This window comes from Nostoc commune NIES-4072, from assembly GCF_003113895.1.
Taxonomy (GTDB): domain Bacteria; phylum Cyanobacteriota; class Cyanobacteriia; order Cyanobacteriales; family Nostocaceae; genus Nostoc; species Nostoc commune.
In genome coordinates, this window is the sequence record NZ_BDUD01000001.1 from 5443398 (window position 1) to 5467961 (window position 24564).

At 39.9% G+C, this 24564-nt stretch carries 16 protein-coding genes and 1 pseudogene; 10 read left to right on the forward strand and 7 right to left on the reverse strand.

All coding sequences use genetic code 11. The features are described 5' to 3' along the window. Positions 1–214: 214 nt before the first annotated feature. The 3 genes from CDC33_RS24175 to CDC33_RS24185 form a co-directional block, all read right to left on the reverse strand. Positions 215–1618: a hypothetical protein gene (locus CDC33_RS24175; RefSeq protein ID WP_109011077.1), complete on the reverse strand. Its 1404-nt coding sequence runs from the start codon at positions 1616–1618 to the stop codon at positions 215–217. Between the two features lie 130 nt (positions 1619–1748). Beyond that, complete coding sequence (locus tag CDC33_RS24180) at positions 1749–3074, reverse strand: KamA family radical SAM protein (RefSeq protein ID WP_109011078.1); 1326 nt, start codon at positions 3072–3074, stop codon at positions 1749–1751. Between the two features lie 330 nt (positions 3075–3404). Then, positions 3405–6959, reverse strand: coding sequence for a WD40 domain-containing protein (locus tag CDC33_RS24185; RefSeq protein WP_109011079.1), 3555 nt, complete (start codon positions 6957–6959; stop codon positions 3405–3407). A gap of 286 nt (positions 6960–7245) precedes the next feature. Here CDC33_RS24185 and CDC33_RS24190 point away from each other — a divergent pair, with 286 nt between their 5' ends. After that, positions 7246–7635, forward strand: a complete 390-nt coding sequence (locus CDC33_RS24190; protein ID WP_109011080.1) for a hypothetical protein — start codon at positions 7246–7248, stop codon at positions 7633–7635. 719 nt (positions 7636–8354) lie between these two features. Further along, positions 8355–8621 (forward strand): hypothetical protein, encoded by a 267-nt coding sequence (locus tag CDC33_RS24200; protein ID WP_109011082.1) that lies wholly within the window; start codon positions 8355–8357, stop codon positions 8619–8621. A 477-nt stretch (positions 8622–9098) separates the two neighbouring features. On the opposite strand, the gene CDC33_RS24205 is transcribed toward CDC33_RS24200, so the two are convergent. Then, complete coding sequence (locus CDC33_RS24205; protein WP_109011083.1) at positions 9099–10127, reverse strand: DMT family transporter; 1029 nt, start codon at positions 10125–10127, stop codon at positions 9099–9101. A 252-nt stretch (positions 10128–10379) separates the two neighbouring features. Between CDC33_RS24205 and CDC33_RS24210 the strand changes: the two genes are divergently transcribed. The 6 genes from CDC33_RS24210 to CDC33_RS24235 all read left to right on the forward strand — a co-directional run bounded on the left by CDC33_RS24210 (position 10380) and on the right by CDC33_RS24235 (position 15690). Continuing rightward, positions 10380–10760 (forward strand): hypothetical protein, encoded by a 381-nt coding sequence (locus tag CDC33_RS24210; protein WP_109011084.1) that lies wholly within the window; start codon positions 10380–10382, stop codon positions 10758–10760. Between the two features lie 296 nt (positions 10761–11056). Beyond that, positions 11057–11788: a DUF4079 domain-containing protein gene (locus CDC33_RS24215; RefSeq protein ID WP_109011085.1), complete on the forward strand. Its 732-nt coding sequence runs from the start codon at positions 11057–11059 to the stop codon at positions 11786–11788. Between the two features lie 48 nt (positions 11789–11836). Next, complete coding sequence (locus CDC33_RS24220; RefSeq protein ID WP_109011086.1) at positions 11837–13255, forward strand: sensor histidine kinase; 1419 nt, start codon at positions 11837–11839, stop codon at positions 13253–13255. 159 nt (positions 13256–13414) lie between these two features. Continuing rightward, positions 13415–14089, forward strand: a complete 675-nt coding sequence (locus tag CDC33_RS24225; protein WP_109011087.1) for a response regulator transcription factor — start codon at positions 13415–13417, stop codon at positions 14087–14089. Positions 14090–14350: 261 nt separating this feature from the next. Beyond that, entirely contained in the window at positions 14351–15124 is a 774-nt protein-coding gene (locus tag CDC33_RS24230) for an MlaE family ABC transporter permease (RefSeq protein ID WP_109011088.1), read from the forward strand. 293 nt (positions 15125–15417) lie between these two features. Next, positions 15418–15690: a hypothetical protein gene (locus CDC33_RS24235; RefSeq protein WP_219930062.1), complete on the forward strand. Its 273-nt coding sequence runs from the start codon at positions 15418–15420 to the stop codon at positions 15688–15690. A gap of 121 nt (positions 15691–15811) precedes the next feature. Here the strand turns inward: CDC33_RS24235 and CDC33_RS24240 are convergent, their stop codons facing one another. Beyond that, positions 15812–16243, reverse strand: coding sequence for a hypothetical protein (locus CDC33_RS24240; protein ID WP_109011089.1), 432 nt, complete (start codon positions 16241–16243; stop codon positions 15812–15814). A gap of 267 nt (positions 16244–16510) precedes the next feature. Next, complete coding sequence (locus CDC33_RS24245; protein WP_109011090.1) at positions 16511–17638, reverse strand: ABC transporter ATP-binding protein; 1128 nt, start codon at positions 17636–17638, stop codon at positions 16511–16513. Between the two features lie 198 nt (positions 17639–17836). Here CDC33_RS24245 and mrdA point away from each other — a divergent pair, with 198 nt between their 5' ends. Both mrdA and CDC33_RS24255 read left to right on the forward strand, forming a co-directional pair. Continuing rightward, entirely contained in the window at positions 17837–19684 is a 1848-nt protein-coding gene (mrdA, locus tag CDC33_RS24250; protein WP_109011091.1) for a penicillin-binding protein 2, read from the forward strand. A 776-nt stretch (positions 19685–20460) separates the two neighbouring features. Beyond that, positions 20461–23244, forward strand: a complete 2784-nt coding sequence (locus CDC33_RS24255; RefSeq protein ID WP_244919337.1) for a CHAT domain-containing protein — start codon at positions 20461–20463, stop codon at positions 23242–23244. A gap of 226 nt (positions 23245–23470) precedes the next feature. Here the strand turns inward: CDC33_RS24255 and CDC33_RS24265 are convergent. Next, positions 23471–24564 (reverse strand): annotated as a pseudogene (locus tag CDC33_RS24265) (S-layer family protein); the annotation flags it as partial.

The following is a 24564-nucleotide window of genomic DNA, read 5'->3' on the forward strand; positions in this document are numbered from 1 at the left end:
ACTCATTTGCTATTTCGGGGTACTCATTTGCTATTTCGGGGTACTCATTTGTTATTTTGGCGTGTCTATAACGCACCTTACGAAACTACTAGAATTGAAACATAGTGCTGGTCATACTTGTGTGTACACCGTAGCCAACGCTAGTAGGGAAGGGGTTGGGGGTTAGGTCTGAGAGAAAGTTGCACACGGCGTTATTTAGCATTTTTCTACAGCCCTACAATCTTTGGTCTTTTGGATGCAAACTGTACCAGCCATACCAGTGACGAACTGCTAGCCAAACGGCTGAAAGCAAACCCGCGAGGCTGAGGGTTAGTCCACTGAACGGTACTAATAAGCCAAAGATGGGTAATACTGCTCCAGCAATAGTGCAGATAATAGCAGCAAGGGAAGCACTGCGACTTGCCCCTAATCCCCATGTCAGAAACAGTAAGATAATGGAAATTAAAGTCCAAGCCAACTCAGCATTCATGACGCGAGCTAGATAAGTCAAAGTCAATAGACAAGCAAAGAAAATACTAGCAGCGATCGCAATATTTTTAAAACTCATTGGCAGTGACAAATATAACAACAATATCCACCACAAAAATATTGCTGGTGCTAGCAATAAAAGACGCCCAATTATGCCAGTGTGACGAATAGGTTCGGTGTTGGTAAACACTCCAAATGGATTTTTGACTGAAACATTATCGTCAAACTTCCAAGTAAATTGCGTACTGCGTCCGTCAACTTTAATTTCATTAGGTACAATACCACTGGCAAAATCAGCCGGAGCAAAGTTAGCAATTGCTGTGAGGCGGAAGTTGGAAAGCAACTGTCCCGTTGCACTATAAACCCAGCGCGGCCCTCCTTGAGCCTTATAAGTAACTCGAAAGGTGGTTTCTTCTCCTGGTTGTAAGCGGAAGGGAAAACTATAATTACCCGCGTTGGTTGGTTGTAGTCTAGTGCCATCACGCTCGACTTTATAGCTAGCAAGAAGTGTATAACCGTTGGGTGGCGGTGCTTCAAAGAAAAAATTATTAATATCCTTTAGTTGGTTAACTACTTTATAGTCAGCAGTATAATTTGCTTGATAAACCGAGCTACGACCTGGAACATCTACGCTTTGGTCAAGCTTGACTTGAATTTGCGAACCAGCCAACATCAAGAAGCGAGTAATTTCTCGCGTCTGGTTTACCTTAACAATTTTGCCATTGATTTGAGTGTTATAGGAGTACGGCTCTTGAATAGAGTAGCGGACTTGCGGCGCAAATTGTTCGAGCCTCTCACCTGCAACAGTTTGAGCGACTTGAGCCACTTTTGCTTGTTCCCAGTGGTGGTAGCGATTGCTTAAAGTTGAACAGAGAAAAAATCCTGGTACTAACAGAATTAATACTAGAGTTAAATGCTGTAATCCTCGCAGCAATTGAGAATAACCAACAGCCCATTCGCCGATGAATATAACTTGTTCCGGCTTGCTTCGACGTAGAGAAAAACTGATCAGTGCGATCGCAATTCCTAAAGCTACGACTAAAAATACTAATAATAGTGAAGCTTTGAGCGCTTGGGTTCCAAATTGGACAAGCTCAACTGGATGCGTCAAATCAGGTAATCCGGGAATACCTTGAGCAGAAGATGACATTGGTTGATTTTTGCAGAATTTGGAAAACCAGACCGATAAAATCTCTTAAAAGTTTCTGGAAATGGGTATAAATTATTCTCCAATCTGGTCGTGGTTATCAATCCCTCACCGAATTACCCTAATCGCCAATTTAACTTTGTTCTTTCAGAATTTTTTTTAATTTATTCTCATAGAAAAATTCCTTTTCTCCCATCGCTGGAACTAAATCAGTTAACCAGGTTGCTTTCTCGTCATAACGTGCAAAGAAAGGACGTTTACACCAATTGGGATCGCGTCCTTGTAAAAAAGAAAGTACAAATACTTTCTCGCCATAAATCTCAGTTACGCCATCCACTGCAACTTTACCTGGTAGCGCTGACATGACTGGGCCACGAGCCGTGCGAGCTAACCCAGACACTTTTTGTATTGCTGCTTGATAAATTTCCCAAGCTCGAATAATTGGCAGTTCAAAGTAATGTTTTGCTCCAGTATCTCGTTCCATAAACATATAGTAGGGAACGCAACCAAGGCGAACTTGTTCTTGCCACATCTGTATCCATAATTCTGAGGAATCATTAATTCCCCGCATGAGTGGCCCTTGGGTGCGAATTTGTGCGCCTGTATTACGAATACGTTGGAGCGCTGCTTGAGCAATTTCAGTTTTGATTTCTGTCGGATGATCGTAGTGCGCCATAATCGACAGATGTTTGCCTGAATTCGTAACTTTCTCAAACAAACGTAAGACATCATCAGCATCTTCATCTGTAACAAAGCGATAAGGCCAGTAAGCTACCGATTTAGTACCAATCCGAATTGTTTGAATATGTTCAAAACCGGAATTTAGGAGTGGTTCAATATATAAAGCCAAATGTTTCGCTTTCATTGTCATTGGATCTCCGCCAGTAATTAAAACATCTGTGACTTCTTGATGTTGGCGGAGATACTCTTGAAAAAGTCCTGATTCACGGGTAGCAAATTTCATTCCGTCCATCTTCACAAATTGCGGCCAACGGAAACAAAATGTGCAATAAGCATGACAAGTTTGACCTGCTGTCGGAAAAATCAAGACTGTTTCGGGATATTTATGTTGAATTCCTGGTACTTGTTTTCCATCTAAAGTTGGAATATTATGTTCTGCCTGTCCGCCTGGATGAGGGTTAAGTTGCGATCGCATTGTATTTACTACCTGACGCAGGTCTTCTGGCGTGGAATTTTGCAGATGCCAAATAACCTTGTCTAGAGATTCAGGAGCTAACATTTCTTTTTGAGGAAATGTGAGGCGAAAGATGGGATCTTCAGGAATTTTTTCCCAGTCAATCAATTCTTCTACTACATAATTATTGACACGGAACGGCAACACTTGGGCAACTGCTTTCATTGTTAAACGTTCTGTTGTTGAAAGTTTTTGCAGTTGAGGAAGCCGATCTATATTTTTAACTTCATATAACTCAATTTTTTTATGGTTAAGTTGTGACATTTAATTATTATTAACTTACATAAAAATACTTTTATATTTCAATACACTTCGGTTAAGATCACAGTCCTTAAAAATCCTCATTAATCCCTCTTAAAAAAAGAATTTTAGGGGTATTTAATCTTATCCAAACTTTATTAGTAAGTATTTGAAAATCATAGTGGCATGTTAGCAATAATAAGAGTTAGTAAATTTGAAAAATCATTCGACTGATATAATTTAACATAAAGGTAATCTTTCCAAAGAATTAATTAAATTTAACAATAATAAACTACTAATACACCTTTTAAAAAGTGCAATTCAAGAGCATTATTATTATTTTTAATTAACGAATTAATCTTCAATAGCACCCAATTCTTTAAGTGTATTTTTTTGTTCTTCCCCTAAACCAGATAGCCCTTTGATATTCATTCCTTCATAAGGTCTTTTTGACATGAGTGTTTTGATACACTCTCCAGTTTTGACATTCCATTGCTTAATAGCTCCATCCTGGGAACCACTATACAAAGTTCCATCCGAACTAAAGGTAACAGAACGCACCCAATTATTATGTCCTTGCAAAATAATCAGACGTTGGCCTGTGTCAACATCCCAAATTTCTACAGTGTGATTAACACAAGCACAGCCAAGAATCTTACCATCAGGACTAAAAGCAACAGAACGTATCCAATCATCATTGACTAAAGTTTTGCAACATTCGCCAGTCTGAAGATCCCATAGCCGTACTGTCTTGTCATCACCGCCACTAGCTAATAACCCTCCAAATTGCCCTTGTGAAGAGAGGAGCGGGCTAAAAGCAACAGACCATATTCGCATAGTATGCCCTTCCAAAACTCGAATGCATTCCCCTGTATAAACATTCCACAGCCGCAGTGTTTGATCATCATTTCCACTAGCAAGGATTTCACCATCAGGGCTAAAACTGACAGACTGCACCCAATTTGTATGCCCCTGTAATGTTTCAAAGCATTGGCCAGTCCGAACATTCCATAACTTGATGTTGCAATCAACACTACCACTAGCTAGAATTTGGCCATCATGACTAAAAGCAATAGAGCGGATGCGATCGCTATTTTGCAAAACTTTCACGCACTGTCCACTCAGAGTATCCCAAAAGCGGATAGTTTGGTCATCACCGCCGCTAGCTAATAGTCCCCTAGCGAGCGGACTAAAAGCAACAGACCAAAGCCGGCCAGCATGTCCTTCCAAAGTGCTGATACATTGATCAGTCTGAACATCCCACAGCCTGACGGTTTTATCATCATTGCTACTAGCAATTATCTTCCCATCTGGACTCAGGGCTAGATCGTGTACCCAATTGGTGTACCCCTGCAAGATTTGGATACATTGATAAGTCTCGATGTCCCAAAATCGAACGGTTTTGTCATAGCCACCAGTGGCGAGTGTTTTTCCGTCAGGACTAAATGCAACAGACAGAATAGAATTACTGTGTCCTTTTAAAGTTTTTAATAATTTTCCTGTTTGAACATCCCAGAGTTTCACGGTTTTGTCATCGCTACAACTGGCGATGATCTCTCCTCCTTGTGAAGAGGAAATCGGACTCAAAGCTATAGAATGGATTAAATTGGTGTGTCCTTTTAAAGTATTTAATAACTTCCCTGTTTGAACATCCCAGAGTTTTACGGTTTTGTCGTCACTACAACTAGCAAGTATTTCACCATCAGAACTAAACACTACAGACTGGACTAATTTAGTATGTCCCTCAAGAGTTTTTAAACATTTACCTGTTTTTACATCCCACAACTTCACAGTTTGGTCAGCACTACCACTGGCAAGGATTTTTCCATCAGGACTAAAGGCAACAGAACGAACGAAGTTGTTATGTCCTTTGAAAATTTTCCAGCATTGTTGAGTACCCAGATCCCAGAGTCTAATGGTTTTATCACTACTAGCACTGGCGACAATTTTGCCATCAGGACTGAAGGCAACAGACCTGACCCAGCTAGTATGTTCTTCAAGAGTCATGAGATGTTTTTGGCTATCAACATCCCAGAGTTTTACAGTATGGTCATCACTACAACTAACTAAAGTTTTACCATCGGGACTAAAGGCAACAGTTCTTACCCAGTTAGAGTGTGCTTTCCAATGAAAAAGTTGCTCACCATAGGTAGCTTGCCAAAAGCTAATCCGGCCATCAGCTTCACCTGTAGCAACAATTTCTCCATTTACAGGATTAAATGCCACTGACAAAATACTATCGAAAATTCCTGTAAATACAGACTTAGATAAATCAGAGTTAGCAAAGTTAACATTATGCAAGTTCACACTTGTTAGGTAGGCTTGCCATATCTTGAAATTGGAAAAATCACATCCAGTTAAATCAATTTCCAAATGACAAAGGAGGTTAATGATATTTCCCCCAGCATAACCTGATGTCAGAGGGGTGTTTACTCGGAGCAATTCTATTATTTTTAATAAATGTTCTTTAATCCGATCTTTATTGCCGAACTTATTAATTAACTTTTCAATAACAGGTTCTAAAATTAAACGAATTTGGGCATTTCTAACTTTTCCTTCTATTTGTGCTTTGAATAAGGCATGGCTCTTTAACAAGGAAATATTTTTTAGATTAATCTCAGAAATAATTTCTTCACTAACCTGGCTAACAAATTGGCTAATAATATATTCCATAACTACAGCTTGAAGCATAAATTTTGCCAAACCCTTCTCGTTAAAAATTAGCGATCGCCGTCGCAATGATTCTAAAGCTTCAATTAATTCTGGTTGTGATGTAGTTGAAATAACATCTGCTTGTAATTCTATAAATGAAGTAGGCTTGCAATTAATCCCTAACCAGTATAAAACTTCCTTTTCTAAATTTGATAATCGATTAAATTGCTGTTCTAATAGATTGCGGATATCTCCAAATAGAACGGAAATATCACAACTAATAAATTCTGATATATTGCTACCAAAGACTTCTTGAATCGTATTGCAAACGATTTTTAAGGCTAAAGGATTACCTGCATACTGATTAATTAATTTGTTCCAGTCTTTCTCTGAACCAAAAAAATCACCTTTGCCCACAAATATGCTTTTTGCAGCAATGTTTTCTAGCCCATTTAGCTGCAAGGATTTAACTTTAAGATTGCTTCCTTCTAAGGTGATAATTTCTTTGGGACTTTCACGACTGGTTAAGACTAAACAGCTTTGATGAGGCACTTCCCCTACTTGTCGGAAAAATTCTCCATATTCTTCATATCCTTCTCGATATTGACCGACATAATCACCTCCAAGCAGGACTGACTCTACATTATCTAGTACCAATAAACAGCGATGTTTCCGCAAATAAGCAATCAATTGCGAAATTCCTACTTCTTTGGGTTCATTCTTTTTAGAGAAGAACTCAATCAGGTCTGCAAAAATCTCCTTAACAGAGGGTGCATGACGTAGGGATCGCCAGATAACATACTCAAACTGTCCCTGAATTTTCTGTGCCAGCTTGATAGATAACGCTGTTTTGCCAATTCCCCCCATACCGAATATTGCCACAAGCCGACAACGGTCTTTGTTTACCCATTGCTGTAAAATATCTAACTCCGACTCGCGCCCAAAGAAAACGGGGACATCAGGTGCTTCGCCAAAATCATGACACGATAAGGCATTAACTACTGTTGATAACTGATATCTTTCCTGAAAGATACTCCTAATCACCTCTAATTTCCCAGGAGTACTTCCAGCAATGTCAAACTTTTGGTAAACCGAACCAAGCCGCTTCCGCACTGCTGCTGCACTAATTTCGAGAGTGGTTGCAATAGACTCTGCCGTTTGACCAGCTAACGCTAGAAGTAAGGCACTTACCTCAGCCTCAGATACATTGTGTTCGGCTGTAACCGTTCTCAAGAAACTTTCAGGAATTTCCGTCATGAAGTAAATTTCTCCAGCCAAAACTATTTATCAATATGTAAATTTATTTATGGGGTTTCTCAGTTCCCAGTCTTAGGCATTGGCGTAGCCCGTCGTAGACATCGCCTAGCTTCTCTAAAAGAAGCACATTGACAAGACACTACTAAACTATACTCTAAATTATCAACTTGTCAATTTAGTTTATCAATTTATTGACAACATTCATAAAGTAAATGTAGAATCTATTACAAATTAGGTGTGAATCGCGAGGATAGCTGAAGTAACTAGCACTGAGGTACCCCACACTATGCCAACACCTGACGTTTCAAATTCTGCCCAAGAATTATTTGAGTTGCTTGAGAAAGATATTCTTGCCTGTCACACTTGCAAGGATGGAATGATTGAAGTGACTATCCGCAAGATCGGAACCGAAGAGTTTGAGTTGCGTGTCATCTCTTTCCGAGGTTCTTTTCGTTGCGTTCATGCGGATCTAAATAGGTATTTACAGGAGTTACCGATAGATACAACAGATACGCAAAGTCAGGTATCTATTTATCGCGATCGCTTTCGAGTCGGGTTGAGGAGATTGTTAAAGAAGGGGTTTGGACTACTCAGACTAGACTTTTCTCGATGCAAGAAGGGAAATCCCGCGCCGATATTTGGCTGGATGGTATCTGAATTGTTGGATAAGGACTGAGTTTGGTTGTTTTTGCCAATCATTATAACCAATTACTAACTATTAACCATCAATAACCACTAATTTCATCTCAAGGTTTAGAGAAACAGTAAAAAATTGTTTTCGTTCTTGAGGTTAACAAGGGAATAATTTTCCAGCCCAAGAGAGTCTATAAAAAGACTACAACAGGGTTGACATGGTGCTAACAAGTGCCCCGTCAACCCTGTTATTTTTTATCTATTTATTAGGAGGAAAAAATGACTACGAATCGTCACAGCTTTTTATTTCGTTTGACTTCCCGGTTTCTTAAATATTTTGCTTGGTTTATATTTGGTCTAGCGATCGCTTACGTTTTGTCAGCTATTTTCGGAAGCTCACATATTGCGATGAGTCTACTACCTTTTGTTTTTTATTGGGTCATTTTGCGATGTGGGTTGATTCTCCTTTGCTTAATATTGACGACAGTAATTTTTGAATCTGTTCGTTAACATCTCACAAATAATATTCGACTTTCACATTTTGCATCATTCTCAACTAATATCCTCGCTCACTTTAAATTAATATTGCTGCTAGCGTGAAAGTCTGAATTCCTTTACAAAGCTTTTTAGAGCCGTAAAAAATTTCGTCTCTAAGTATCCCTGACTGTATTTAGGATGTGTTAGAAGATTTTTTCAATCTAACACATTACCTTTTTTGTCAAACATCAGCCAAAAAATGATCAACTGGAGACGGAAGGAAAAATGACAAAAAAACATAGCAATTTTTCTGGACAAGAACAGTTTCATCCTATATTAGTTATCTTAGTAGCAGGTTCGCTCTCTTTAGCAATTGTTGATCGCAGCAATCGCCCTGCATACTTTGATATTGTGAAAATTGCAGTCGTTTATTTTTTTGGTACAACTAAGTCCCAAGGAAATATTAATAAGTCTAACAACCTAGATGATTCAGAAATCCCAGACAATTCAGATAGCGCGAAATGTAATGATAATGACGATAAGCCTAAATGAAGAACTGAACTAGTTAAAGGAACGGTAAATAAAAGTAAAATCAAAAGCCCGGTCATGAAGACCAGGCTTTTGAACGTAAACAATGGGGCTATATTCCCCGAAGGTTAGTTATAGAGGTTCAGTATAATATCGATGCTCTAATAAGTGATACTACTTTGCTGTTATCGATTCCGGAAAATTCGCTAAAAATTTTTGAGTAGCCTTTTTGTCCCAAAATACAGCAAGCGGTTGGTAGCTTCAGCGTGTAGGATCTAAAAATATTTATTAATTTTCCGGCTTTTGCTGATGAATAATGAATTTGGTAGCTGGCAAGAATGGCTGACAGTATTCACCTATCTAGGTTTTACGGTTTTTATTATCTGGCGTGTATTTTCCACCCAGAAGAATTAAAAAGCTGCATAATAACTTCACAGACGCGATTAATCGCATCTCTACTCCTAACTCTTGTACAGACGCGATTAATCGCGTCTCTACTTTTCAGATACCTTTAAATCCCATACCTTGTTCTAATTGAGCTGCAACTTTACGAGAAATCTGAAAACGAACACCAACTTGGCTAAGGAATATGCCAACTAAAATCAAGCTACCACCGATATATTGGGCGAATGTAGGGACTTCACCCAATACCAAATAAGCTGCGAAAATTCCCACAATTGGAGTAAAAGAGCCAGCTAAAGAAGCCGTTGACACAGTAGAAGCTCTCAAGCCCTTGAGCCAAAATGATTGACCTAAAACCACAATTACAGCAGCATAAACAAGCATCCACTGCCACAGGAAAGGTGAAAATACATCTATAAAGTGGTCGCTGCCATAGAGAATTAAAGCAGCAAAGAAAAATATTATAGTTCCTAGAGCAGTACGAAAAATACTAAAGATTCCCACTGGGATATCAGAAAGCCATTCTTTAACAATAATCGTTGAAACTACTGAAGCTACAGCTGCGATCGCCGCCAATAATTCCCCAATACCTAATCTTAAAACACCCATGTGGATCGTAGTCATCTGTGAGGGTTGCAGGAGAATAGTTAGAGCAACCCCGACAAATGCAGCGATCGCTCCTAAAACTTCCCAACGATTTACCCGTTCCCTCAGTAACCAGACTGATAAAGCTATACCCAGAGGTGGTTCCAAACGTCCAATCAAAATAATATTGTTGACTTCTGTTAATGCTAATGCCTGGAAAATTAAGCCAGGGACAAGCGCTCCTGATAAAATTGCGATCGCTATCAGCGCCAACCAATTTTTCTTTGACAGTTCCTGTAAAGCCTTTTTGTTCCACTGTCGCCTATAAATAGGTAACATAACTATCAAGGCACATAAATTCCCTACGAATAAAACATTACATAGAGAAATCGGATTTCGACCATCCATCAAATGTTGAGCGCCAATTTGTGTCAGCTTGCGAGTAACTGCACTAGAGGCTCCAAAAATCAAAATTGCTAGCCAGAGATAGGTTTGACCGGGAATTTTATAGATAAAAGGATGACATCTTCTCGGTCTGCTCATAATAATACTGCTGCAAAAAATACTCTTTATTAATACTCTGCTAACTTGGCTAATTTAAGGTGAGATTAATCTGAGAAAACACTTAAAGCAAGCTGAGGTTGAAAATATCAGAGTTTTCTGAGAATATGCTGAGTCTAAACTAAGTTTTTCTAAGGGATAAATTCAGACAATTACTAGACTGATTTCACTTGAACTTCAGTAGTAGATGAGATGCTTTAGTTCATCGGGAAACTTCAACACAAGGAAAAACAAATGAAAATTGCTTCTTCTCTGCTTACAGGTGTTGCTCTTGTTGGTATGTTAACTGTCTGGGATGTTCCACTTAAAATTGTGAGTCCTTCACTGGTGCAAGCATCAGCCGCAGAAAAGAAAGATGCTACAGGTTTGACTACTCAACAAAAGATTGATTTGGTCATCAAGCATAAGGGTCAGTTTGGTGGTGGTGATGAACTACGTCGTTTCTTTTTTGGCGATCTTGAACCGCTAGCTGTTCAACCCGGTGGTGCAGGTATGGTGGTTAATCTTTACAATAAAGCCAATAATGTGACCTTTTCTTACTGTTCTACCTTTGATGTAGTAGTTGCGGTTAAAAAAGGTAAAGTACCAAAGTTTGAGGCTGATGAAGTTAAATAATTCTTATTTGTAAATAGGTAGGGCTATTTCATTCTCATCTAGCCCGCCTCAGAATAAATTCTGAGGCTAATAGCCCAAGTCGTCTAAAGACGACTAATAAAGGCTTTTAGTCGTCTTTAGACGACTTTTGCTATTAGCCTGGAACTTTAGTTCTGGGCGGTTTACGTGTAGAACGAAATAGCCCTGATAAATAGGTAGATATAAATAATTGAAGAAGAATTCAGAAGCGTCTTTGGTTTTGCTCCTGAATTCTATTCGATAAAAACTAATTTGTAACTTTTGATCAAAGGTCAGATATGGAATTTAGAGATGCTATCTTGTTGTTACATCCAGCGATCGCTGTACTCGTAGTATTTCCTTTAATTGGCGTCATTGTCAACCGCGCTTTACAAGTCCGTCAACGCCGATTGCAAACTTTAGCCATAGGTAAGAGCAAAATTCCCGCCACTGTAGGACAAGAGCATACTCAGTTGGGTCGCTGGCTAACTGGAGCAGTTGTAAGTATTGTTTTAATAGCGTTTGCCTACGATATTTTTGGTAATATTTTAGATAATCAACTTTGGATTAAAGCACCATTCCAGGTAGTATTTATCGGGTTATTGTTTGTGGCTGCGATCGCTTCTCTGTATTTACTCTATCAAGCAAAGCAGAAAAATTGGCGTGCCATATTTGCAACCCTTACAGGAATTGCATTAGTAGTGCTTGGATGTCAAGATGGTATTTACCGCAAAACTGACCAATGGTATACCTCTCACTATTATTATGGGCTAACGTCTGCTTTGCTGATGATTCTTTCACTCTCGATTTTGCCAGAAATTTATAAAGATAAGACCAATCGCTGGCGCAAGGTTCACATTACTATTAGTGCTTTTGCTCTCTTACTATTTATTGGGCAGGGGATAACAGGAACGCGAGCATTGTTAGAAGTTCCACTCACTTGGCAAGAACGCTATATCAATATGCTTTATGAGCAAAAATGTGATATTAAATCTTGTACAATCCAGCCATTATCTTTACCTAAAAATTAATAATGAATAGAACTAACAATATTTTCAATCCCTTAGACAAAACTAAAAGTGAAGCAACTCAGAAATATTTGGATAAATCTTGACCCTTTTTCATTGCAATTACGCCTAAGCATTGGTATCGCTACATTTTCAACTTTAATATTAGGTAGTTTTGCTGCATGGACTAGTTGGAAAATGCAGCAAATTTTGATTGATAGTCGTAAGCATAATATAGAAGAAATCACTGAACGCTTGCCGCGTGATGTGCAACTTTACAGTGAAATGATGCAACCTGAAACTGGGTTACAAAAAGCTATTAATAACTTAGCAAATACTAACCTGTTTTTATGGCTAAAAAGTCCTGATAATCAAATTTTGATAAAATCTGCTACTTTAAATTTGTTATCTAAATCTACAGTTACTAAGTTAATGTCCCTTAGTAATATGCAAATTAAACCACAAATTTACAAAGTTAATCAAAGGTACTTTATTATCAGTAGTAGCTTTTTGCAAGTGCAGGGTAAGTATCTAGGTAAACTATTTGTAGTACATGACATTACTCGTGAACAGACAATGTTTATGGCAATGCTGCAAAGTTTGAATATTAGCTGTATTGTGGCAATTATTGTAATAATAACTATAAGTGCATTTTATATTAAACGTTCTCTGCAACCACTGCGCCAGCTAAGTCAGATGACTTCTGTGATTTCTATAGAAGATTTAGGAAAAGCACAACTATATGTTAATAATGCACCCAGCGAAGTCAAAGAATTAGCTCAAACTTTAACCATGTTGTTATCGCGTCTCTCGCAATCTTGGGAGCAAGAACGTGAATTTGTGAGTAATGTTTCTCACGAGTTACGTACACCATTGACGATTGTACATGGTTACTTACAAAGCGTCTTGCGACGGCAGAATAACTTAACCGAAATTCAACAAGAAGCTTTAGAAACTGCTGCCTCAGAAGCCGAACGGACTATCCGCTTGCTACAAGATTTACTTGATTTAGCACGAGCAGATAGTGGTTATTTGAATTTTCAGATGAAATCTTATGTGTTGAATGACTTAGTTGAAGAAGTTGTAGTGATGGCGCAAAAATATAGCGATCGCTTAATTACAATCGAGTCAACAACTTATCCCATTGGTGTGAAAGTAGACTACAGCCGTTTTAAACAAATATTGCTCAATTTAATTAATAATGCTATTAGTTATTCTGAAGCTAATACGCCTATAACTTTAAAGTTAAATCAGGTTCATAACAAATCAATTATTCAAGTTTGTGACAAAGGTTATGGTATTCCTTTACAACACCAAACACGTATTTTCGAGCGATTTTACCGCGTAGATGAATCCCGCTCTCATGCAACTGGCGGTTCTGGTTTGGGTTTATCCATTGTTAAGACACTTGTAGAGGGTATGGGTGGTAGTGTATCTGTGCAATCAAAATTAGGAGAAGGGAGTGTGTTTACCATCACTCTACTTACATAGCTAGTCAGCCCCTTTAGGGAAGTCAAAAGTCAAAAGTCAAAAGTCAAAAATTTTGAATCCCATAAATAAATTTACTTACTCTGTATCTTTTTATTTCTGGTCAAAGTCAGGTTAAAGTAACACTTTGATTGTCACCCTATCCGCTTTAATATTACAAATATGGCAGCAAATATCCTCTTAGTTGAAGATGAAGTTAAACTGGCACGATTTGTTGAATTAGAACTAAGTAGCGAAGGTTACAATATAAACGTGGCACATGATGGCATCGCTGGTTTAACACTAGCACGGGAGTTATCGCCAGATTTAGTTATTCTTGATTGGATGCTTCCAGGGCTGTCAGGCTTAGAAATCTGTCGTCGGTTGCGGTCAACTGGTATTTCCGTACCAGTAATTTTACTGACTGCAAAAGATGAAGTTAGCGATCGCGTCGCAGGTTTGGATGCAGGAGCTGATGATTATGTAGTCAAACCATTTAGTATAGAAGAACTCCTAGCTAGAATCCGCGCTCATCTACGCCGCACTCAAGAAACAGATCAGGATATTTTTCAGTTTGAAGACTTGAGTTTAAATCACCGGACTCGCCAAGTTTACCGGGGTAAGCGGGCAATTGAGTTAACGGCTAAAGAGTTCGACTTGTTAGAATATATACTCTCGCATCCCCGTCAGGTATTTACTAAAGACCAAATTCTACAAAAAGTTTGGGGTTATGACTTTATGGGTAATTCCAATATCATCGAAGTATACATCCGCTACTTGCGCCTAAAACTAGAAGAAAATAATGAAAAACGTTTGATTCATACGGTGCGTGGTGTGGGCTATGTACTTCGGGAATAGTCGAAGTCAAAACATTTTATTTTTATTTATATCCTTGGGTTAATATCATTTGCTCTTGCAGGAACGATCTTAACCCAAGGATTTATTTAATGAAATCAATTTCTACACTAAAATACCAATTCGTAATACTCTACGTAATTGAGAAAGTTAGATTACATCTGGCTGGGTTTCCACCATTTGTATCTATAGTCTTATTAGTCTTATTTTGGAGAATTAATATAAGATATGTGCAACAATTAGTCAGTCTTAAGGACAATAAAATTGCGAATAAAAACAAATTTCGAGCAATCTTGGATTGTACGCTGTTTTGTAGCAGTATTGCTTTTCGGTCAAGTGTGGCTACATTTCCTCCAAGGAAAAACGTACTATCGCAAGATTCTGCAACATCTAGTGACTGCTGGGCCAGGTTCTATCTCTCCAGTTCTCCTTGTCAGTGGTTTTGCAGGAATGATTTTTACTCTTCAGATGGCAAGAGAATTAATCCGATTTGGGGCTATCAATGCTGTGGGAGGTGCTTTTGCCTTAGCTTTTTGTAAAGAATTGGCTCCAATTTTGACTGCTAGTATTATGGCGGCACAAGTAGGTTCTGCTTTTGCAGCAGAAATCGGTGCAATGCAAGTCACTGAGCAAATTGATGCACTTTATATGCTCAAAACTGATCCAATTGATTATCTAGTAGTTCCTAGAGTAATTGCTTGTAGTTTAATGGTGCCTTTGATGACAATTTTAGCTTTAGTTACGGGCATCTTCGGTGGGGTTTTTGCAGCATCATATTTTTACAAAATTATTCCTGAAACATTTTTAGAATCAGTCAGAGATTTTTTAGAACCGTCAGATTTGTTTATTATTTTGCTAAAAGGGTTTATTTTTGGTCTGCTGGTTGCTGTTATTGGCTGTAGTTGGGGATTAACTACTAAGGGAGGAGCAAAAGAAGTAGGAGAATCGGCAACAAAAGCAGTAGTTACTAGTTGGATATCAATTTTTGTAATGGATCTTTTACTTTCTGTACTGCTGTTTGAACAGCCTGCATTTTGAAGTATTAAATCAGTCAACAGTCAACAGTTTTCATTTATCACCAAAACAGTGCTGAGTGCCGAGTAACGAGTGCTGAGTAAAAAGTAAAATTAATTGCACTCAGCATATAGGGTCTGAATCCTTACAATTTATTTATGAAAAAAATAAAAATATTTTTTTTGAGACACGTAGTGCAAGAAAAAATACGTCCTTGTTTTCAATCCCCTAGTTTTAACTATGGGGTTATACTCAGCACTCAGCACTCAGTACTCAGCACTACTGAAGGTAACAAGGTGGGGATTTAATCGTAACTTATGGAGAATTTAGAAAAAGTAAGTTTAGAGTCTAAAAGACTGATTTTGCAAACGATTTTGTTGGAACATACAGAAGATGTATTTCGAGAATTTACAAGCGAAATTACCACCTTTATGTATCCGAAACCAGTCCAGAGTCTCAGTGAAACCGAAAAGATAATTAGAGATATAATTCTACAACGAGAAAATCACACTGATTTAGTGTTGGTAATTCTCAAGAAGGATCATTTAGAGTTTTTAGGAATTTGCGAGGTTGGGGCTATTGATACTTGATGAGGTTGAATACAGGATTTATAAATAAACGGCGGCGTAGCCATCGTTAAAAAATAGTAGTTTACGATACCGTTTTTGGAGAAATGGAAAAAAGCCAATGACTTAAGGAAATTAACGAAATTCACGAATATATTAACTTGTAGATTAGCGCACCCAAGGCTAAACCGATCAATGAAAAGCTAGATGTAGTCCAAAAGGCTAACCCTTCCCTAAGACCTGCTGTTTGAAAGTCTATCTTGACTAATATAGTTGCCGCAACGATTAGCAAAGTATCAAGAAATACCCGAAACCAGGCAATCATAATAAAGAATAAGAAAGCTGCTAAAACGGCAACGGCGAAAGACCTTGTATTTGATTTAAGTAAAATACTGAAGTAATATCTTATTTTCGTCCAAGGAATGGTCAACGTTACTATTAAAAGTAAGATAGCGACGACAGTCGCCACCCACACAGGCAGAGCAGCGCGTGTTTCAGATATTACCCAGCCCAAAGTACTGTAACTAAGTAGTACTAATGCCAGGGACACCCAAGGAACTCTTTGCGAAATTGACATGGGTTAATACTCCTAGTACAGGGTCAACAAGAGGAAAAGGGGCAGGGAGTTCTTAGCTGGGGGAAAATCTTCATACATAAATGTATTGACTCTGAAAGTTTGGACGTATTATTTTTGGTGTTACACATCTCGAAACAAATATCTTTACTTTTGGGTATAAATAAATTTAGGGTTGCTGAAACCCTTGTGGCAGATGAATTACAATATCTTTCTCCCTGCTCCCCTGCTTCTTAGGTCAAGGTCTTATTCTATTATTGAATCTTATAACTATTGACTAATAGCTAAACAATCATTTTCTGCCCACCAAGCGTAGATGGGCGTGTCGCGGTCTGGTAAAACGCCAAAAGTATTTGGTTGCAACACATTTATGCTAATGCCATTTGTTAATTCCACAACATAATTAACATGTGTGCCTAAATACATAACATTGACAAGCCGTCCTTCAAAACAGTTAGTTGGCAAATTGGGTGGATAAAGCGAAAGCTGTATTTTTTCTGGCCGCACGCACACTACCACTGCTTGTGATAATTCAGATGGTGTATCTTCAGCGCGGCTAATGACAATTGAGAGTCCCGTTTTTGTCGAAATTTTAATATTAGAAGAGTCTACTGCGACAATTTCACCGCTAAATAAATTAGTATCGCCAATAAAATCAGCAACAAAGGATGTGCAAGGACGTTCGTAGATTTGGCTGGGAGTGCCAACTTGTTCAATTTTGCCTTGGTTCATTACGGCAATGCGATCGCTCAAAGACAATGCTTCTTCTTGGTCGTGTGTCACCATCACAAAGGTCACTCCCAAATCTTTGTGTAAATTCGATAACTCCACTTGCATTTCTTTACGCAGTTTTAAATCTAACGCCCCTAAAGGTTCATCCAGTAATACCACGGTAGGACGGTTGACTAAAGCCCTTGCTAAAGCGACTCGCTGCTGTTGACCACCAGAAAGTTGACTGGGAAAGCGCGATCGCAAACTTTCCATTTTCACGAGTTTTAAAGCTTCTTCGACTCTAGCTTCAATTTTCGATTTGGGTATTTTTTTTAACCGCAGTCCGAAGGCAATGTTATTCCAGACATTCAAGTGGTTAAATAGAGCGTAACTTTGAAATACAGTATTGACGGGTCGGCGGTAAGGCGGCACATTAGTCATAGACTGACCCTGAATCAACACCTTGCCAGCGTCAGCGATTTCAAACCCAGCGATTAAACGCAGTGTTGTTGTTTTACCACAACCGGAGGGGCCTAAAATACTAAAAAATTCTCCCTGTCTGATATCCAAATCGATTCCATTTACTGCTGGTTCTTGGTTAAAAAACTTGAACACGTTACGCAGTTCAACATCAAGTGGCTGAAAAGTTGTTATCCCCCTTTGATTGTGCATGACAATTTGAGCCATAATCCTCAGTAAAATGCCGTGATATTACGTGATGTCAGTAGTCTATTGGGCAGACTAGATTTGACACTTTGGTTTATTGTATCCGCCAAAAACAATTGTTCAAGAATATACTTGTCCAATTCTTTTATACCCAGTACTGGGCATCAGTTTAGGGTAATTGTATACAGATAATACCTTTATTGGAATCATTATTGTCTTATGTCTTTATTTCCATCAATTGGCAACAAAAAAGATACACGTACAGTTGGACGTGGTTTCCAATCAATATTTTTAATCGTATTTACCGTATTAATACTCGCTGGTATTGAGGCTCGTTTGGCATATTTGCAAATTGTTGAAGGGCCAAAACTCCGGGAACGAGCCGAAGCGAACCGCATTCGGATGATTCTTAAACAACCAGAACGAGGAAATATTTTTGACCGCAACGGTAAACTTTTAGCCACTACTCGCTATCCCAGCTCTGTATATTTGTGGCCGATGGCACATACTAAGCCTTCCTGGTCTGTAGTCGGCCCGCGTCTAGCGCAAATTCTCAACATTCCCCAAGATGAAATGGAAAAGAAATTAGAACAAGCTGGTGCTAATTCTTCTTCACTCATCCGGGTTGCTCGTGATCTAAATGAAGCAGAAATCACAGCATTAAAGGAGTATAAAAATGAATTGCCGGAAGTAGAAATTAATACAGATTCTGTGCGTTATTATCCCCACGGCAAGGAATTGGCTCATGTACTAGGTTATACGCGAGAGTTGACCCCCGACCAGTTAAAGGACAAAAAGCAGCAAGGCTATCGACTTGGAGATGTAATCGGTCAGATGGGGGTGGAAAAGGCTTATGAAAAAATGCTACGCGGTGAATGGGGCGGTCAGCAGGTGGAAGTAGATGGTGCAGGTAGACCAATCCGGGTTTTGGGGGAGAAACAGGCAAAAGCTGGTAACGATTTGCACCTGACCATAGATTTAGATGTGCAAAAGGCAGCAGAAAAAGCTTTAGGAAATCACCGAGGGGCGATCGCAGCACTCGATCCGAATAACGGTGCTGTTTTAGCACTGGTATCTTACCCCACCTTTGACCCGAATATCTTCTCTAAACAAAAACTGTCCCAGAAAGATTGGGAAACCTTGCAAGGAAAAGATCATCCCTTGGTTAATCGTGCCCTGAGTGCCTTTCCGCCCGCCAGTACTTTTAAAATTGTCACCACGACAGCCGGGTTAGAATCAGGTAAATTTTCTCCTGATACAATATTACAGACCTTTGGTTCTCTGACCGTTGGTGGGGTGACTTTTGGTGAGTGGAACCATGCCGGATTTGGGCCATTAGGATTTCCACGAGCGATCGCTATGAGTAGTGATACTTTCTTCTATCAAGTTGGTAGAAAAGTCGGTGGCCCAACTTTAATCGAATGGAGTCGCAAATACGGATTTGGTCAAAGAACTGGCATTGAATTTCAGGGCGAAGAATCAAAAGGTTTGGTTCCAGATGAAACATGGAAGAAAAGAGTTTTGAAAACACCTTGGACTGTAGGCGACACCATTAATATGTCAATTGGTCAAGGTGCTTTGCAAGTGACACCCCTGCAATCGGCGATTATGTTTTCTGTCCCTGCTAATGGCGGGTATCGAGTTCAGCCGCATTTGCTCAAAGACAACGAACAAGCAAAAAGTTGGCGAGAATCCTTAAATATGAAGCCGACAACTATCAAGGTTCTCCGTGACGGACTGCGGCGGGTAGTGAGTGAGGGTACTGGTAAACGCTTGGACGTACCGACAATTGCCCCAGCGTCTGGAAAGAGTGGCACTGCTGAAGCTGGTGTTGGTCGCCCCAATCATACTTGGTTTGGTGCTTATGCCCCTAGTAACAAGCCGGAAATTGTGGTTGTGGCCTTTGGGGAAAATACTGGCGAACATGGCGGTACTATTTGCGGGCCGATGGTTTTACAAGTGCTAGAAGCTTATTTTCAGCATAAGTATCCAGGTAAGTATCAAAAACCTCAGCTTGATCCATCAGAAGCTAAAACTCAGAGTTCAGGGCATGGTACTGGAGACTAGTACGCTGTTTCATAAAATATAAAGGGTGAACTCATTCTTAACTTTTCTTGCTTTGCGCTCTTTGCGGTTCGTTCTCTTAACCCTCAAAATTAATCGGACTCTCCTTTTAGGCTACGGTATACACACAAGTCTCTGTATCTGCACTTTTGTTGTATCACCTTGCACATTTGTTGCATTGACCTGCATCTTTGTTGCATCCACCTACAAAAATTAACCCACCTACCTTACACAGCAACTTTAAAAGACTTGTCTGCACACTGTAGCCTAAAAAGAGAGAGGCTTTAACGAACTTTGGGGGTTTAAGTCCCCAGCAAGATAGGCAGCACGTTTTGTGTCGGGGTCTAAATCCCCGTCACAAAACGTAATTGCGAATTGCGTTAGCGGAGCGGGGCGTTAGCCCATTGCGAATTGCGAATTGGTTTAAATCTTACTCCCCAACGCTAGAAGGAAAGAGGCTGGGAGTTAGGTCTATAGTCTATATTTTATGCAATTGGGAACCGCTATATTTAATCAGGAGCTAGTATTATCCCGCAAAATTAATGGGACAGAGCATTACACGCCTTAAAGGTTCTGTGAACAAGTAGCAATTGATAATAAAGTAATGTCTGACTATACAGAACTGAACCATAGGAATCATATTTAATTTTTGAACAAAATTAGGTATTGTAGGGTGTGTTAGAACGCAGTTCGTAACGCACCAAACCCTTGATGATGGTGCGTTACGCTGTCGCTAACACACCCTACGTATCTTTTCATAAATCAAATACTAGTCCTATATGAGATACTCAAATCATTTTTTCCTCGCGCTGTTTACTGCATTTTTATGCATAGCCTTATCCCCTGTTTTAGCTAAACCTCCTGCCGTCTACTCTCCCATGCAAAATTTGGCCGAGCAAGGGGAGTGGGGAAAACAAGGAAGTAGTGAAAGCACGGAATTGATAAATGCTGAATCCTCTACTTTCTACTCCCTGCTCCCCCAGAAAAGCGGTTCATCTCAAACGGCAAGCTTAGTGGAACAAGGCAAAATATTATACGACAAGGGACAATTTACTGAAGCAATAAAAGTTTTGCAACAGGCTGCTGCTGAGTTTAAAACCTCTAAGGATGGATTACAAGAAGCGATGACGCTGAGTAATCTCTCCTTGGCTTATCAGCAACTTGGCTTGTGGGCAGAAGCTGAGGAAGCGATCGCCCAAAGTTTACAATTATTACAGTCGGGGGAAAATACGGGCAGTTCCGGTGAGCGTTCCCAACTTATTGCCCAAGCCCTAGATGTGCAAGGACAATTACAACTATCACAAGGACAAGCAGAAGCAGCTTTAACTACCTGGCAAAAAGCCGCTAATATTTATCAGCAAATAGGCGACAAGGCTAGATTAACTCGTAACCAAATTAACTCTGCACAAGCTTGGCAAGCTTTAGGGCTTTACCTTCAGGCTAATAAAACTTTAAACGAAGTACAGCAAACCCTTACAACCCTTCCAGATTCACTTGTTGTAGCCACAGGGCTGCGTAGTCTTGGCAACATCCGCCGAGTTGTCGGTGATTTAAGCGTATCACGGCTGGTTTTGGGGAAAAGTTTAGCAGTGGCAAAACGAGTGCAATCTCCAAAAGCGATCGCAGAAGCTCAACTCAGTTTAGGCAACACAGCCCGCGCTCAACAAGACACTGAAGCGGCTTTGCAATACTATCAGGAGGCTGCTGCTGTATCTGTTTCCTCCATCACCCGCATCCAGGCTCGCCTAAATTTACTTAGTCTACTTTTAGAAAAAAACCAAGATCAAGATGCATTAGCCTTGTCGTCTCAAATCCAGACGGCAATTAGCAACTTGCCACCCAGCCGAACCTCAGTATATACTCGCATTAAGTTTGCCGAAAATCTTACACAATTAAAAGAAAAAATTAGCATAGATACCCCCTCATGGCTGAACATTGCCCAGCAATTCTCCACTGCGATCGAACAGGCACAGAACTTGCAAGATCGGCGAGCAGAATCTTATGCTACGGGTAGTCTTGGTGAGTTGTATGAAAAAACCGGGCAGTTTTCTGATGCTCAAGAGCTTACCGAGAAAGCTTTATTCACAGCGCAAAGTATTAATGCATCAGATATTGCTTATCAGTGGCAATGGCAACTAGGACGCATACTGAAAAAAAAGGGAGATATTAAAGGCGCGATCGCATCCTATAATGTAGCCTACAAGACCCTTCAATCTCTGCGTGGTGATTTAGTAGCCCTCAATCCAGACGTTCAATTTTCCTTTCGGGAAAATATCGAACCCGTGTATCGAGAGTTAGTTGAATTGCTGTTGCGTTCTCCCCAAAGCAGCAGCGCTTCTGTTCCCTTCGAGAAGTTAGATCAAGGAAATGCTTCTCTACTAAAGGCTAACGTTAACGCTTCATTGCGATCGCCACAAGAGGGTAGCAATCAAGACAATTTAAAGCTTGCTCGTGATGTCATTGAATCTCTGCAATTGGCAGAACTGGATAACTTCTTTCGGTCAGCCTGTTTAAATCCTACACAGGAACTTGACCCAGTGGTTGACAAAAAAGACCAACGAGCAGCAGTGATTTATCCAATTATTTTGCCAGATCGTCTAGATGTTATCCTCAAATTGCCTAATCAAGATTTGCGCCACTACAAAACTGTAATAGCTCAAAATGATGTGGAAAACATAATAGCAGAACTGAGGAAAAACTTACTAAATGTCACCGCGACTGCTCGGGTTCGGCAGCAGTCCCAACAAATATATGATTGGTTAATTCGCCCTGCACAAACAGAGTTAGTCAAGAGTGGGATAAAAACTTTAGTGTTTGTGCTGGATGGTGAGTTACGGAATATCCCGATGGCGGTTCTCTACGACAAACAACAGAAGCAATATCTAGTAGAGAAATATGCGATCGCCTTGACACCAGGTTTGCAACTTCTCGATCCTAAACCTTTGCGACAGGTACAGCTAAATGCTTTAACAGCCGGAGTCAGCGAAAAACGCCCAGTCGAAGGCAAAGAATTTCCCGAATTAGAAAATGTACCACGGGAATTAAAAGAAATCAAATCTGAAGTACCTAAGAGTGAAGAACTGTTAAACCAAGAGTTTACCCAAACTAACCTACAAAATAAATTGCAAAAAGTTTCTTTCTCTGTGGTTCACCTAGCAACTCACGGTGAATTTAGTTCTGATGCTGAAAAAACCTTTATTCTCACTTGGGATAAACTAGTTAAAGTCAAGGAATTTGATAATCTACTGCGAGTTGGTGACAAAAACAGATTCAGTGGCATTGAATTACTCGTCCTCAGTGCTTGCCAAACTGCTGAGGGAGACAAACGAGCAGCTTTGGGACTGGCTGGGATAGCGATACGAGCGGGGGTACGCAGTACACTAGCAACATTGTGGTCAATAGATGATCGTTCCACTGCCGATGTAATGAGTGAGTTCTATGGAAAGCTAAAAGCTGGGACGAATAAAGCCGAAGCGCTCCAGAGTGCCCAATTAGCTGTTTTTGCTAAGGAAAAAGCTCCATATTTCTGGGCACCCTATGTTTTAGTAGGCAATTGGCTGTAATGTGCCTTAGAAATCCGGTTTCTCTAACTACCAATTTGAAAAAAGGCGTTGCTGAATTGAAATATGAATCTGGATGTAGAGACGTAGCTTTTCTTCGTCTCTACAAGGATTTTGGTATTATGCAAAATCATTTTCATACATGGAATCAGCAACGCCGAAAAAAGAATATGACAGATTTAAATCTGGCTTTCTGAATTTTAAATTTTAAATTGGTATAACCTGTTTTTTAGTAACAAGAAGCAGGAGTAACCCAGGAATTATGAGGCAAAGCTTTCGGCGCATCAGCCGTGAGTACAACTTCACCTTTAGCATTTTTTACCCACCCTTGCGCTTCCACAATCGGCGCTGGACTGGAACTATTTACCTGATTTGAATTTGTACTAACACGGTTTTCACCCTTTGAGTTGAGAGTTACCCAATCTAGTTGAACTGCGTCAGGAGTGAGTGGTTCGGTTCTAGGGTTGGGTGGTAAGCCGCCGCGTCCAGTGATTGTAAAACTGCTCTTAGCTACAGTGCTACCTGCGGTACAAGTTTGTGCTACTTGGGTATCAACTGGTACGGCTGGTAAATTGACTAAGCCACTATTGGGGTCAACATCAGGTGTGTTAATTTCTACAGTGCCGTTTACACCAAACTGAGAGCTGGCAGTGATGTCACTCAAAGAAGTTGGATTAGAGCGGGGCTGGATACCAAAAATACCCTTAGCTGTAATATCAACTCTGCCACCTCTACCAGTGAAGGCATTGGCGCTAATGTCGCTATCTTCACTAGGAACGGCAACAATAAAGCCGTCAGGGACATTGATGGTAATATTACCGCCATTTCCACCAGCCCCACTAGTACCTGCTGAGGTAGAAATCTCACTGTTGCGGCGCAGTAACAATAAGTCTTGCAAGTTCAGCGTAATATTGCCACCATCACCGGAGTTAGCTTGCCCAATCAGCTTACCTTGGTTATCCAATTTGATAGAACCAGCAGTGATGTCTAAATCACCTGCCTTATTTGTGCCTTGACTGCTCACACTTATGTCAGCGTTATTTAAGACATTTAATTCTCTAGTCTTAACTATAATGCTTCCCCCCTCTCCAGTCGATTCTTTAGAAGTGGAAGCTGAAGAAACCTGCGCTCCGTCTCGAACAGTCAATTGCCCAGTTTCTATATTTAAGTTTCCGGCATTTCCAGTAGCTTCAGTCCCAACAAATAAGCCGCTTCTAGTCTCACCATTTGTTCCAATAAGTTGGATAGAGTCCCTTGCTTTGACAGACAAGGTTCCTCCCCTTCCCTGACTACGAGTATTAGCTGAAACCTGTGCTCCATCTT